Source organism: Prevotella bivia DSM 20514, assembly GCF_000262545.1.
Classification (GTDB): Bacteria; Bacteroidota; Bacteroidia; order Bacteroidales; family Bacteroidaceae; genus Prevotella; species Prevotella bivia.
This window is the reverse complement of record NZ_JH660660.1, coordinates 1,283,686-1,297,591: the sequence shown is the minus strand read 5'-3', so window position 1 is coordinate 1,297,591 and position 13,906 is coordinate 1,283,686. Positions and strand designations below refer to the sequence as shown.

The window sequence follows — 13,906 nt, the reverse complement described above, 5'->3', positions numbered from 1 at the left end:
TTGCATAGTGTGCAAACATTTGCATGTGGCGGGTTGCTCTTGTAACGGTGCTTTAGTAACTTTATAAGTATGAAAAAGTTATTGGAAATGCTGAAGTCAGCAAGAGTGAAAAATGGTTATTCGCAGGAGTATTTGTCTGTTATTCTGAAAGTTAGTTCGAGTCGGATCTCGCGCTGGGAAAGAGGAAAGACAGCAATGACTCTTGAACAAATTCTGATGTACGCTTCAAAGGTGGGCATCCAGTCTACCAAAATATTTGAGTTTCTTGCACGTAATGGGCAGCCTGGTCCTTTACCTATAGCAGAAATTCATCTGGAGGTTTTTACTGAGGAAGCATTCAGAAGACTTTCACAGTTAGTCAGTGAACTTGAAATAGAACATGTAACAATTAAAACCAAACGATTACGCTGATGGAAATAATAGCAGTAGAAAGCCAAGCCTATCAAGAACTGATAGACAAGCTCAATCGTATTGAGCAGTATGTTGAGCGCACCTCCCGTCTTATCCAAGACATTGACGACGAGCTGGAGATGACAACCAAAGACCTTATCGGGACTCTGAATATTTCAGAGTCCACCCTTTACCGCTGGCGCAAGAAGCAGTTGGTACGGTATCGCTACACGGAGGGTGGCGATGTACGCTACTTCTTCAAGTCTATCGTGATAGCCACGAAGTGTAACCGGCTCCGCGTATCAGGTATGAGAAACGACGAGATTCTTGGTCGGCTCAACCGTTTCAAGGACAATCTCATCATGAGTTCATGTATTAATCCTAAAAACCGACAACTATGATAGAAAAGGAACAGATTCTTTTACTTACACAAGGAGGTTTGAATGTGTTTTCACATTTCCTTGGCTTTGAGGTAAACCTTCATCGCAACTTCCGAAGCCCTTTCTATGACGATAGGCGGGCTTCTTGCCATATCTACTACGACAGGAAAACTTCTTCTTACAAATTCTATGATCATGGAGATACCACCTATTCAGGGGATTGCTTCTGGTTTGTGGCAACCCTCCGTAATTTGAACCTGAAAACAAGTTTTCCCGAAGTATTGGAAACGATAGTACAAGAACTTGGATTGTATTCTTTATGTGATGGTGAAAAGCATAGCAGCCATATCACGTCAGCATATAAAAAAACTATTGTTCCCACTCCTAAGGCTGATATGAACAAGTGTACGGAAGAACGTCCATATAGTTTTGAGATACAGCCATTTGACGATGGTCTACTGAACTATTGGGCACATTATGGCATCCATGAGGATACACTCCGTCGCTTTCGTGTACGGAGTCTTAAACGCTATGAAAGTGTATCTACCGAAGATAAGAAGTTTGAACTTTATGGCTCACCTACGGAACCTATATTTGCTTATATCGGAAACGGGTATGTAAAGATATACCGACCTCACAGTCCAAAAATCCGCTTTCTTTATGGTGGACGGATGCCTGCTACTTATTGCTTCGGAATGGAGCAGATTCCTGCCAAAGGAGATATGCTTTTCATTACAGGTGGAGAAAAGGATGTACTCTCATTGTATGCACACGGCTTCAATGCGATTTGCTTCAACAGTGAAACGGCACAGATACCGACAAGTATCATTGAAAGCCTTCAGCTTCGTTTTAGGCATATAATACTATTATATGATGCGGATGAAACAGGTGTACGGGAGGCACATAAACAGTCTGAACATCTGGTGGAATACAAGGTCTTGAACCTTTCACTTCCGCTAAGTGGTACGAAGTCTGAAAAAGACATTTCTGATTTCTTTGCCTTAGGCAACGGGGCAAAGGAACTGAAAGATCTGCTTGCCAAGATGTTCTCGGATCTATATAGCCAAACCATGATGATGTTACGTTCCTGTGAGATTGATTATGAGAATCCACCGGACATTTCCAAATCAGTAGTAGCAGTAAACGGTGTGCCACTCGGCACACAGGATAACCTGTTCTGCATTACTGGAGGTGAGGGGACAGGCAAGAGCAACTATGTGGGTGCCATCCTTGCCGGAGCGTTGGGAGAAAAACGATTGCCGATAGAGAAGACCTTGGGATTAGAGATTACCCCCAATCCCAAAGGCTTGGCGGTCCTACACTATGACACGGAACAGTCCGAGGCACAGTTGCACAAGAACTTGGGTAAGACACTGCGTAGGGCTTCTTTGACGGCAGTACCGGAGTTTTGCCATTCTCTGTACCTTGCCTCTCTGTCTCGTAAGGACAGACTGAACCTTATCCGTGAGAGTATGGACTTGTTCCATCACAGGCATGAAGGCATCCACCTTGTGGTGATTGACGGAATAGCCGACTTAATACGTTCTGCCAACGATGAAACGGAAAGTATTGCCATTGTGGACGAGCTTTATCGCTTGGCGGGGATTTATAATACCTGTATCATATGCGTGCTACACTTCGTACCGAATGGTATTAAACTCCGTGGGCATATCGGCTCAGAATTGCAGCGCAAAGCAGCGGGAATTCTTTCCATAGAAAAAGATGATAATCCCGAATACTCGGTCGTAAAAGCATTGAAAGTCCGTGATGGAAGTCCGTTGGACGTACCGATGATGCTTTTCGGCTGGGATAAGGCTGAGGACATGCACGTCTATCGTGGCGAGAAATCTAAAGAGGACAAGGAAAAGCGCAAGACTGATGAACTCATTGCCGTTGTCAAAGAAGCCTTCCGAAATTCTTTCAAGCTCACTTACCAAGAACTTTGTGAGGTTCTGATGCGCGAAATGGAAATCAAGGACAGAACTGCAAAGAAATACATTGCCTATATGAAAGAACAACGTATCTTGGCACAAGATACCAATGGTAACTATCAAAAAGGAGAACTATGCCGTACATAGATTATAAAACCGAAGACACTTGGCAAAAACGCCTGTTCGACAAGCTGATAAGCGTCGAGGATAAACTCGACCGCCTGCTTGTCCTGCAGGATCAATCTGTTGATACAACTGTCCATCCTCCCTTGAAACCCGAATACTTGGATATCATAGATGTATCCAAGATTCTCAAAGTGGAGCAAAAGACCATCTATAATTGGGTGTGGGCAGGGAAAATTCCCTATCTCAAAGCCAATGGCAGGTTACTTTTTCTTCGGGAAGAGATAGATGAAATGTTGCGTAAACGAGATGGTTGGTAACGAAAGACGGTATAATAACAAGTTAGATTTTGGCAATATATTTGTTTTATTGCCAAAATCTAACTATCTTTGCACCGGACCATTAATGCTAGCAGGATGAACGTCAGTAATATAATTGTAGATTTTGCAAACGCCAACAAGGAATTCAAGACGAATGACTTGTCTGAGTATCTTTCCGGGAAGATTGAACTTTCCAAGAAGATGTTGTCTTGGCATTTACGCAAGTTGTTGGACGAAAAAAAAATATTCAGAATAAGCAAAGGAGTATATACAACAACCCCCAAAAACATTTTCCATCCTGTTCCTAATGCTCACTCCATTCGGTTGTATAAGAAATTAAAAGCGGTATATCCCTTATTGGACTTTTGTGTCTATAACGGCGAAATACTGTCTGACTTACAGCATCACCTGTCGTATAACAACAATATCTATATAGAAACGGAGCGTGATGCCACTGAAACCATTTTCCACTTTGTACAGGATATGCACGAACGCAGTTTCCTTTCGCCAAAGGAGGATATTATGTCCGATTATATCCGGTTGGACAAAAGATCCTTTATTGTGAAGCCTCTTGTTTCAGAATCGCCCATACAGGAAGTAAACGGCATAAATGTACCAAAAATTGAGAAACTCTTAGTTGATATCCAATGTGACAGGGATTTCTTCTACCTGCAAGGGCAAGAGTCCTTGTACATGATGCAGAATGCCTTTACCAACTATAATGTGAATATAGGAATGTTACTGCGTTATGCCTCACGGCGCAATATTAAACCGCAAATAGAAAAATACATCAAAGATTTTGTATGATCAAGAAGGAATGTATGACTGCAGAATGGATAAAGGCCATATCTGTTCGTAACAAATATAAAGACCTGAATTTGATAGAGAAAGTTATTAGGGCAATGTCGCTCTTGGAGATGCTGAAATTGTCCGGTTGCCCTTTCTGTTTCAAGGGCGGTTCGGCTCTGATGCTTATTTTGGGAGAATCAGCCCATCGACTATCCATAGACATTGACATTATCTGTCCACCAGGTACGGATATTGAACCCTATCTGAAAGATATAGAAAAGTTCGGTTTTATATCCAAAACCCTTGAAGAACGGCAGCAGAGAGACACGAATATTCCCAAGAGCCACTCGAGATTCTTTTATCACATAGCTTATAAGAACGATGATAAACCTGCATATATACTGCTTGATGTCCTGTACGAGGATTTACAATATCACGCTACTGAAGAAGTCGAGATTAAAGGTCCTTTTATAGAATTGGATGATAAGCCGTTGAAGGTAACCGTGCCATCCGCTGATGATATTCTCGGTGATAAACTTACAGCATTTGCCCCCAATACCTCTGGCATTCCTTATATCAAGGGAGACAGGGATTGCTCACTGGAAATCATCAAGCAGCTGTATGATGTAGGCAGGCTGTTTGAACATTCCGGTAACTTTCAGCACACTAAGGATACTTTCACCCAAATAGGGAAAATAGAATTGCAATATCGGGGCTTACCCGCTGAACTGTCACTCATTTATGAGGATATTAGGGAGACCGCCTTGTGTCTGGCTACCAGAGGGCAAATGGGTAAAGGTGATTTCAAAATGCTACAAAGTGGCATTAAGAAAATAGACGGCTACATCTATAAGGGGAAATATCGCATAGAAGAAGCTATCGTAGATTCGGCTCGTGCGGCTTATCTTGCTACCTCAATAGAAAAATCAAGCACGAGAATTGAGAAATACGATGGAAATCTAAACACCATACTTGCCATGGAATTGTCTCCTTCCGTCAATAATAAACTCAACAAATTGAAGAAAGTACTACCTGAAGCTTTCTTCTATTGGGTCAAGACGAGCGAACTATTACAAAAATAATCAGTTAGATTTTGGCAAATAATTACAAATTATTACTATCGGTAAACCTTTTCGACATACAAAAGTTAAGGGCTAAAATTCTCACTCAGACTTCAGCCCTTTTTGTTACTTTTGTTTTCGATGCAAACTTCAATAACATGGGCTACACATTTTAGCGGACAGCCGGTCTATAATCAGATAATAAAATTACTTGATAAACAAAAAATCAAGAAAATTAGCCTTGAAACACCTCGAAGTGGAATTTATGTTAAACGTTGACGGAAGTACTCACCTTATCATAATACTCTTTTTACCTTTCTCCTTTTCTGTCTGAAAGGGTGTCAGTTAGATTTGATAAAGTCTTTGGGCAGGATTCTGAACTGGGCATAGAAGCATTTGGAAAAGTAGCCGGAATTGTTAAAACCTACTTTGTAGCACACTTCGTTGATTTTGCAGTCGTCGGCCTTTAGTAACTGGGCAGCATATTTCAGCCGTTCGATGCGGATATAGGTATTTCATTATTTTTATGGAGTCCCCATGGAAAACGAATATGTTTTTTATTAGCTTGTATCTTTGCCGTTCACTAAAAGATCTTAATGCTTAATTCTCTTAAAAGATTGTAAGTCCCTGAGGCGACTCTTCTGCTGTTAATAGTACTTGTAATGGTATTCGCTCTAATAGAGATCTTGATGGAATTCGTGATATTTCGTAGTTTGTTCCATAGCTTATAGAGCAAAGCTATTCCAAGTAGTTACTGAATAGGCATCCTTAGTCATTAGTTTGGGCCAATGATACCGACGATGAAGATAAATAGATATCAGTAAACAATAAAATCTATCCCTTGAAGAGGTATTCTTTTTACTTAAACTAAATCCTCTAACAATTTTAACGGATTTCTTCATCGTGGTTAGCATTGAGTTGTCAGATAGCAGATTCTTTACAAAATATATAGTTAAAATCTGTTTTTAGTTTACTCAGATGTTACACATTAATTGATTTCGTGTACAATTATGATAATTTTTCTCACACATTATGTTAAATATGTGTTAATAAAAAAAACATCTGCTTTATTGAGATATATTTGATTAATTTTGCAGCAAAATAATAATATATCCAATAATCCATATGTCATCAGAGATATTAAGAATAATAGAAGGAGGATTGAATAACGATAGGAGAAAGATTATAAATTACTCCAATCGTCTAGCTACCCGTTTGGAAGCTGAAGGCAATGTTCGATTGGCTCGTTGCATAAAAGAACAACTTCAGAGCTCGACAGTTAAAAATATTGCAACTGTAGATGCTATGCGTATGCTACCTTTGGATTCTGATAGTAAGTTACAAATAGTTGAAGTAATACCGGAAGACTCAACGCGCACAAATATTATCCTTTCTGATAGTGTTGAGAAACAACTAAATGAATTCATAGAATTAGTAAAGCACAGTGATGAATTAGAACAGGCTGGAGTAAACATGCCAAAGTCTATGCTTCTTTATGGGGGGCCTGGATGTGGTAAGACATCCATAGCTCATTATGCCAGCGAAAAAACGAATATGCCTTTGGTTGTAGCAAGATTGGATGGAATTGTCTCATCACTGCTTGGCAGCACAGCAAAGAATCTAAGAAAAATATTCAGTTACGCTAACAGTATGCCATGTATTTTGTTTTTGGACGAATTTGATGCAATAGCCAAGGCTCGTAATGATAATCATGAGTTGGGAGAACTAAAGCGTGTCATTAATAGTTTGCTTCAAAATATAGATTCTATGCCTACTTCATGCATTCTCATTGCAGCTACTAATCACCCCGAATTGTTGGACAATGCTGTTTGGCGGCGCTTCACAACAAAAATTGAGGTCGGTATGCCTGATGATGATGCAAGAAAAAAAATAATTCTCAACTTAACGTCTGGATTCAATTGTCCTTTTGTTGATGATGCTCAAAAGATGAAAAGGATATGTAACCTGACAAAAGAAATGTCCCCATCTGACATTTCTACTATGTTCAACAAACTGAAGGTAAAGGGAATTGTCAAAGGGAGCGAAACTATCGACTATGAGAATGTTTTGGTTGCGATCTTTGAGTATAATGGAAAAGATGAAACACAAGATATATTTATCAAATTCCTTAGCACGAATGGAGTTAGTCAAGCCAAGATAGCACAACTGCTGAATATCAGTATAAGAACGGTCAGAAATGTATTATCTAAAAAATAGCGAATTATGGCAAAAGAATTTCCTATACAGAACGTGTCTTTCAGAGGTGAAATCGACCGCTTTTTGACAGAAGGTGGGGGATCTGAAGATTTACCAAAATGGGTTGATGACACTACTCTTTCTGCCAATGCAGAAAGAGTTTATAGGCAATTAAAATCATTCTCAGAGTTGTTTTCTGATACGAACAGAACGATGCCTGTACTCACAGAAGTAACACTGAACAAAAAAGCTACCGCTAAATCACATCGTCCTGCAGTGCGAAAAATGATGGATGTGAACTCAAAACGAAATATTCTTGGAGTAACATCTGTTGGAAAGCTTTTGGTAAAGATCGATACTGAAGTAGATCTGCACAAGATGGAAAGAGGGTTCAGAATTGCAGATATAGCCAATTTGTCCAAAAATAAAAAAGTAGGATTGTCTGCAATAGAAAGCATCTCTCGATACAAGGCTGTTATTGATGAGAACATCGTAACAGATGACCGTCTCAAACTGCAGATGGTTGATTATCTGAACAATGAGTATAATCATCGTTCTCGTATCGCTTTGAGTACAAAATGCAGGGAATTTGGTGTTGAGTTGGAGGAATTGAATTATGCGAGTGGTTTACGCTTGTTTTGTTTGACACACGTATCTGAAGAAGCACTAAAGACAATAGTATCAATGGATAGTGTCTTGGCTGTCAGGAAAATGCCAACAATAGAATTTGAAGCTGCGCCAAACGAAGACAACTCTAACATTGAGATTATTTTACCGCAGGATGGTGTGAACTATCCTATAGTGGGCTTGTTGGATTCTGGTGTAGACTATAATGATTACCTACGTCCTTGGATAATTACCGGAGAAGAAAATATTGCAAATTTGGTAGATGGAGACATAAACAGAAGTCATGGAACGGCTGTAGCAAGTGTCATCAACTATGGCGATTTTCTGGAAAATAAAGATTTGACCAAATGTGGACCCTGCAAAATCAAGAGTTGTATAGTTAATACAGATAGAACGCAAATATATGAAAACGAATTAGTGGCTAACATACAAAATGCGATTACCAAATACCCAGAGATTAAGATTTGGAATCTCTCGCAAGGTACCACAAGAATAATAGAAAATGACAGATATTCCGATTTGGGTATCGCATTAGACAGTTTGCAGAAGAATAACAAAATTTTGATTTGTAAGTCTGCTGGTAATGTCAATCCACATGAGGAAAATCAAAGAATAACAGCTGGGGCCGACTCTTTGTTAAGTCTTGTTGTTGGATCTATTGCCCACAAAAAGACAACTAATTATGATGCTGACGAAAACGACAGGAGTCCTTTTTCTCGTATTGGTCCTGGTGTTGAAAACGTTGTAAAGCCAGATTTAGTTCACTATGGCGGCAATATAGACACTCACCTTTCTCTATTTTCTGAATGGGGAAGACAATTTTGCCTTTGGAGCGGAACAAGCTTCTCTACTCCACGAGTAACAGCCTTAGCTGCTAATCTTAATCAAGAGATTGGAGGAGAATGTAATCCTTTGCTTTTGAGAGCATTACTTGTCCACAACTCTGATTACCCTGCAGGTTTGTCCAAAACAGCTGAAGAATTCCGCAAAGAAATGGGGTTCGGATTACCATCTGCCATTACGAATATGCTTAATAATGACGCTAATGAGTGTACAATGGTTTTTCATCAAACTTTGCAGAAAGGAATAAATATTGTTTCTCTAGATTTTCCATATCCACAGAGTTTGGTTGAAAACGGCTATTATATCGGTGAAATAACCTTAACAATGGCTGTAAATCCCATATTAAATGCTAGTCAAGGTTGTGAATATTGCCAAAGTCAAGTAGATGTTCTTTTGGAAACTTATGATCATGTAGAGCGCGTTCATTTGGACGAGGGAACCATAATGCGTAATGAAATAAGAATGTCTAAAGATGCCAAGAACGTACTCAATGCATCACTTTATAGTACAAAAGCTTTCAAAAATGAGTTTGCAGAAGAACGTATGCTCATAGAACAAGGTGATAAATACCAACCTATCAAAAAGTATTCTGTTGATTTGTCTAAGATGACTAACGCCAACAAGGAAAAGGCATTGAAAGGAGATAGAAAATGGGCTTTGAAACTCAATGGCTTATACCGTGATGCAGCAGAACAAGCACTGGAGAGAGACGGAGAAGATCTTTCACAAGATATTATAGTCGTTGTGACAATAAAAGACCCAAGAAAGAGAGGCTCTGTATATGCCGAATGCCTTAGTCTGCTTGGACAAAGAGGATATATTCACAACGATATTAAGGTAAATAATGATATTCAAGTTGATAATAATTAGCAAATAGATATAATTTGTTGACTAAATATGATTTCCACGGGTCGTCTCTTTTGGGCTTACTTAGACGAATAAATTTCCGAAGACTTGTTTATTGGGGGCGGATGTAGAGCTGTGTTGGTAATTTAAGCCAATACGCATAAATATAATAGAAATTACTACATATAAACCCGTTGGCGGAATTAATTTAGTGCATACTTAATTCTGCCAATGGGCCTATTGTTAATGAAGTTTACGTATTGCAGAATGGTGAGTGCACTAATTTTGCCAATGATTCTGGTAAACAAACCATTCGTTATTTTCGCATAGTTCCTGATGACCAAGAATTGGTCTGTAAGTTGCGAGAATAGCGTTTCAATTCTCTTTCTCGCCTTTGCCAACGGTACGAATGTCGGTTTCCAGTCCTTTTGGTTGTGCCGATATGGACACTCCAGTTTTATGTGTGCAGTCTCGAACAGGTCAAGCTGTACGTCAGCTCCAATATACCCCTTGTCGCCATAGATGCTACAGTCGTGATAAGTGTGTTTTACATCTTTCATATAACGGAGGTCAGCCATACTTGCCTTTGACAGATCGTAGGAATGGATAACTCCGCTTAAGCCACAGAGAGCGTGTAACTTATAGCCAAAATAGTATGTATTCTGCGAAGCACAGAATCCAAAGTCGGGAGCTTGCGAGAAATCGCCAGTACGTCCCATCTTGCAACGTTTCCCTCTTGCTACCCTACAGACCTCTATTGGCCTGGAGTCAACAAAGAACTGTTCCTCTCCGCCATCCATTTCCATAGCTATCCTCTTGCGAAGTTCCTCACACAAGCCAGCTGTTTTCTTTCTACGGTCATTGAATTGTCTCCTTGATATGAGATTGGGAATGCTGTCCTTGTACTCTTGCAATTTATAGTCGAACAACCACTTCTCACTATCAATGCTCTCTGCCTCTGCCGTCATGGACAATGCTACCACTTCCAAGTCCGAAAACTTAGGAACAGAACCACGACGTAGAACGTTACCCGATTCATTGACGAGATTTTCAGAGAATTGCTTGCATATCTCAAGTATTTTGACGAATTTTGTATAAAGGTTGTACATACGATGGTTTAAACTTAACGTTTTGAATACTACTAAGTTACTAAAAATCAATGATATGTGCAACTTTTTATTTATGTTTATTAACTTAAATTAATTCCGCCAACGGGTTTGTATATGGAATTTGTTACTATAGATTTTGAGAAATTAAACAATGAACAAACTAGTGTTTGCGAGGTGGGTATGGTAAAGTATATAGACCAAAAGGAAGTTGATACTTTTTATACTACCATTTATCCCTCTACAGGAATAAGAGTCCAGAAAGGTTTCTGTGAAGGAATTCTTAAACGTATAACGTTTGAAAAATTGGAAAACTCCCCAAAGTTTCCTAAAGTCTATGAAGAGATGAAAGACTTTATAGGAGATGCAATAATTGTATGCCACAGCAAGGGTGCAGATTTAAATTACATCTATAATTGTGAGAAAGAGTTTGGACTGACAGGCCTCTACCACAACGGATATATTGATACTGAAGAAGTAGGTAAAAGCATAAAGAAAGTTGGGAGTTTACCTGATTTATATAAAGCACTTTTTCATAAACAACTGGAGGAACATCATGAAGCATTACATGATGCTTTAGCGTGCGGAAAGATTCTTTTGTCTTTGTCGTCACAATGTGATATTAAGAAGTACATTCATAAAGAAGAATACTTACCGTATGATGTGCGGAAAGCTAAGGAATTGAAAGGACGTATGACAAATACAGTCTCATCTGATGGACTTTTAATAACAGACATTCACAATATAACATCGAAGGAGTTCTTTGCAAGCAAGAGATATGCACGTTCTGGAATGTCTGAGGAAGAAAAAGATGAATTGGACAAGAAACTAACACCTCTTAATGCACAAATGCTGAAAAGCTTTAGTAGAAATACGAAACTTGACATATTGATTATTGCGGATAAATTAGGACCATCTAAAAAGGAGACTGCGATAAAAATGCAGAAGGAAGGTAAATCTTTAACTGTTTTGTTGTTTGACGAAGTGATGAAATTTCTGCAAGACCAATAAATGTTATATTAAATACTCAACCCCTATCTTTCTTGGATTGGGGTTGATAGTTATTTTGATTGATGCTCATCGGTATAGGTGAAATAGACACCGTCCTCGCCCTTGGTCTTGCGGTGGATAAGCTCGCACAAGCCCTGATAGCTGTTACCCGTATCGACCAAGAGCACGTGCGCACCTTGTTCGTAATACTGTCTTACCATGTGGTTGGTGAAGAAAGACTTGCCACTACCCGAAGGACCCAAGATAAATTTGTTACGGTTGGTGATGACTCCCTTTTTCATAGGCAAATCCGATATGTCTAAGTGGACGGGCTTTCCCGAAAGGCGGTCTGCCATCTTGATACCGAAGGGAGAGAGCGAGTCCTTAGAGTTCGTCTCTGCCGTGAAGAAACAGAGGGCAGGCTCAATGAAAGTATAGAATGACTCTTCTGCAGGAAAGTCTGCTGCATTGCCGGGAATGCCTGCCCAGTAGAGCGTTGCCGCATCAATGGTATTGTGGCGTGGGTGGCATTCCATAAGAGCAAGTGCAGAACCCACGTCATTCTTAATCTGGCGAAGTTCCTCCTTGTCGCTGCTCCAAGCCAGTACGTTGAAGTGGGCACGGATGGAGGTCAGTCCCTGCGAGTGGGCGATGTTGAGATACTCCTGTATCCATTCCTCGTTGATTTGGTTGCTACGGCTGTAGCGTGCCAGCGAGTGCATGTTCCTTGCCTGCTTCTCAAAGCGTTCCAGATTGGCGTCGCTATCCTCAATGAAGAGATACTGGTTATAGATATGGTTGCAGGGTAGCATCAGCCCTACGGGAGAGGCAAAGGAAAGGCGGCAGTCGCTTCGGTCGGTTGATAATCGCTCGTATCGGCTGTCCGTGCTTACCGTTGTAGGCAGGTCGTCCGTATCGGAGAGTGTATGCAGACAAAGCATATTATCGCCCACACGCACAAGGTCTGCGCCCAAGCGGATGTCCTCCAAAGAAGCGTGTCCTTCTTCAGATAGAGAGAAATACATGTCGAGTAGTCCACCCTTTTCATTTGTGCCAACCAACTCGTCTTCAATCATGCGGATAATCCTTAGCTGCTCGGTATCATTGATGATACGCTCGAACTGATCGACGGCTTCCATGAACTTTATCACTTCGTCCTTGTTGGTGATTTCCTTGGGCAGCAGATGTCCACGGCAGAGCGAAGAAAAATTGCTCTGCTGCGCCATACGCTGCTTGTTGGTCTTGGTAAGGAAGAGATAGACCGAGTGGTGGAGATACGGACGTTCGTTGAAGTGCCTTTCGGAGGAACGGGCAAGGAAGCTCAGTCCACCATTGGAAAGTTTTCCTTGGTAGTCCTCCTTAATGAACCAATCCTGCTTGTGTACGATGCTGTAATTGGGCAGCACTTTTATAGCCTTGTGCCAGGCAGAGTGCATTGCCTCGTATTCTGTAGAAGTGACGGTAAAAAGTTCGGGCAGTTCCACACGGAAAGCCACCGTGATGTCAGCATCCTTGCTCACCATGCAGCCCTGCTCGATGGAGAGCAGCAGAAACTTCGATTCCAAGGTGGTTATCTTGCTTTTATTTCTCATTGCTTCACTTTCTTTGGTTGAAGGTTACGGATAAGGTGGCAGACCGTACGGCGGTTCACAAGGTAGCGTGGGTGCATACGCACTGCTCCTTTCTTCATCAGCCCATATTGCCCGTACTTTCTATTCATGGTGAACGTTTGCCATACCACAAAGCTGGCACCCACTACACCTATGACAAGACAGGCTACTTGGCTGACTCCGCAGAGATAGAGCACGACAACGAGAATGAAGACTGCCAGCAGCCCTCCTGCAAAGAGGAAGAGGTACTGTGCCTTCAAGCCCTTGAACTCTACCGTCCGGCCTACACCTTTGTTGATTTCAAATGCTGCCATCGCCTTACAGGAAGAAACTTCTCAAGATAGTGGCAGCCACGATGAGGAAGATGCACGCACCAAACCAAGAGGCTGCGGTCTTGCTCGTATCGGGGTCACCACTTGAGAACTTGTTATATACTTTTATTCCTCCTATCAGACCTACCACAGCACCGATGGCATAAATGAGTTTTGTGCCAGGGTCAAAGTAGGAGGTTACCATTTTCGTGGCTTCGTTGATACCCGCCATGCCGTTGCCCTGTGCGTATGCTCCTATGGTGGCAGTCATCAGTAGGAGCATCATCAGTGTAATTTTTTTGATCATTTGTATGTTATAATTTTAAGTGTGATAAAATTGCTTGTTCTTAAAAGGAAGGGGAAAGAGAGGCACATTTTCATGT

Annotated in this window: 12 protein-coding genes and 2 pseudogenes; 9 read left to right on the top strand and 5 right to left on the bottom strand. The window is 40.8% G+C overall.

Going from position 1 to position 13,906, the window contains the following annotated elements; all coding sequences use genetic code 11:
* Positions 1 to 69: 69 nt before the first annotated feature.
* From PREBIDRAFT_RS07875 to PREBIDRAFT_RS07850, 6 genes are all read left to right on the top strand, one after another.
* Positions 70 to 411: a helix-turn-helix domain-containing protein gene (locus PREBIDRAFT_RS07875; RefSeq protein WP_004339630.1), complete on the top strand. Its 342-nt coding sequence runs from the start codon at positions 70 to 72 to the stop codon at positions 409 to 411.
* Positions 411 to 791: a hypothetical protein gene (locus PREBIDRAFT_RS07870; protein ID WP_004335599.1), complete on the top strand. Its 381-nt coding sequence runs from the start codon at positions 411 to 413 to the stop codon at positions 789 to 791. Before PREBIDRAFT_RS07875 ends, PREBIDRAFT_RS07870 begins: the two co-directional genes overlap by 1 nt.
* The gene (locus PREBIDRAFT_RS07865; RefSeq protein ID WP_004335597.1) at positions 788 to 2,848 is read left to right on the top strand and encodes a bifunctional DNA primase/helicase; all 2,061 of its coding nucleotides are present in this window, start codon (positions 788 to 790) and stop codon (positions 2,846 to 2,848) included. The genes PREBIDRAFT_RS07870 and PREBIDRAFT_RS07865 overlap by 4 nt, the downstream gene beginning before the upstream one ends.
* The gene (locus tag PREBIDRAFT_RS07860; RefSeq protein WP_004339626.1) at positions 2,836 to 3,144 is read left to right on the top strand and encodes a helix-turn-helix domain-containing protein; all 309 of its coding nucleotides are present in this window, start codon (positions 2,836 to 2,838) and stop codon (positions 3,142 to 3,144) included. Before PREBIDRAFT_RS07865 ends, PREBIDRAFT_RS07860 begins: the two co-directional genes overlap by 13 nt.
* Positions 3,145 to 3,240: 96 nt before the next feature.
* On the top strand, positions 3,241 to 3,951 hold the full coding sequence (locus PREBIDRAFT_RS07855; protein WP_004335594.1) for a DUF6577 family protein: 711 nt from the start codon (positions 3,241 to 3,243) through the stop codon (positions 3,949 to 3,951).
* The gene (locus PREBIDRAFT_RS07850) at positions 3,948 to 5,015 is read left to right on the top strand and encodes a nucleotidyl transferase AbiEii/AbiGii toxin family protein (protein ID WP_004335591.1); all 1,068 of its coding nucleotides are present in this window, start codon (positions 3,948 to 3,950) and stop codon (positions 5,013 to 5,015) included. The genes PREBIDRAFT_RS07855 and PREBIDRAFT_RS07850 overlap by 4 nt, the downstream gene beginning before the upstream one ends.
* A 320-nt stretch (positions 5,016 to 5,335) precedes the next feature.
* Here the strand turns inward: PREBIDRAFT_RS07850 and PREBIDRAFT_RS11890 are convergent.
* A pseudogene (locus PREBIDRAFT_RS11890) lies at positions 5,336 to 5,509 on the bottom strand (helix-turn-helix domain-containing protein); the annotation flags it as partial.
* A gap of 610 nt (positions 5,510 to 6,119) precedes the next feature.
* Here PREBIDRAFT_RS11890 and PREBIDRAFT_RS07845 point away from each other — a divergent pair.
* Positions 6,120 to 7,211, top strand: coding sequence for an AAA family ATPase (locus PREBIDRAFT_RS07845; RefSeq protein WP_004335589.1), 1,092 nt, complete (start codon positions 6,120 to 6,122; stop codon positions 7,209 to 7,211).
* A gap of 6 nt (positions 7,212 to 7,217) precedes the next feature.
* Entirely contained in the window at positions 7,218 to 9,530 is a 2,313-nt protein-coding gene (locus PREBIDRAFT_RS07840) for a S8 family peptidase (protein ID WP_004335587.1), read from the top strand.
* Between the two features lie 179 nt (positions 9,531 to 9,709).
* Here PREBIDRAFT_RS07840 and PREBIDRAFT_RS07835 read toward each other — a convergent pair whose 3' ends face one another.
* The gene (locus tag PREBIDRAFT_RS07835; protein WP_036875539.1) at positions 9,710 to 10,690 is read right to left on the bottom strand and encodes an IS982 family transposase; all 981 of its coding nucleotides are present in this window, start codon (positions 10,688 to 10,690) and stop codon (positions 9,710 to 9,712) included.
* Positions 10,691 to 10,729: 39 nt separating this feature from the next.
* On the opposite strand from PREBIDRAFT_RS07835, the gene PREBIDRAFT_RS07830 reads away from it, so the two are divergent.
* Positions 10,730 to 11,623, top strand: a complete 894-nt coding sequence (locus PREBIDRAFT_RS07830) for an exonuclease domain-containing protein (RefSeq protein ID WP_004337239.1) — start codon at positions 10,730 to 10,732, stop codon at positions 11,621 to 11,623.
* Positions 11,624 to 11,688: 65 nt separating this feature from the next.
* On the opposite strand, the pseudogene PREBIDRAFT_RS07825 reads toward PREBIDRAFT_RS07830, so the two are convergent.
* From PREBIDRAFT_RS07825 to PREBIDRAFT_RS07815, 3 genes and pseudogenes are all read right to left on the bottom strand, one after another.
* Positions 11,689 to 13,194, bottom strand: a pseudogene (locus PREBIDRAFT_RS07825) (TraG family conjugative transposon ATPase); the annotation flags it as partial.
* Positions 13,191 to 13,526, bottom strand: coding sequence for a DUF4133 domain-containing protein (locus tag PREBIDRAFT_RS07820; RefSeq protein WP_004337243.1), 336 nt, complete (start codon positions 13,524 to 13,526; stop codon positions 13,191 to 13,193). The gene PREBIDRAFT_RS07820 and the pseudogene PREBIDRAFT_RS07825, both read right to left, overlap by 4 nt.
* A gap of 4 nt (positions 13,527 to 13,530) precedes the next feature.
* Positions 13,531 to 13,830 carry a DUF4134 domain-containing protein gene (locus PREBIDRAFT_RS07815; protein WP_004337244.1) on the bottom strand — a complete coding sequence of 100 codons (300 nt, stop codon included), beginning with the start codon at positions 13,828 to 13,830 and terminating at the stop codon, positions 13,531 to 13,533.
* Between the last annotated feature and the right edge of the window lie 76 nt (positions 13,831 to 13,906).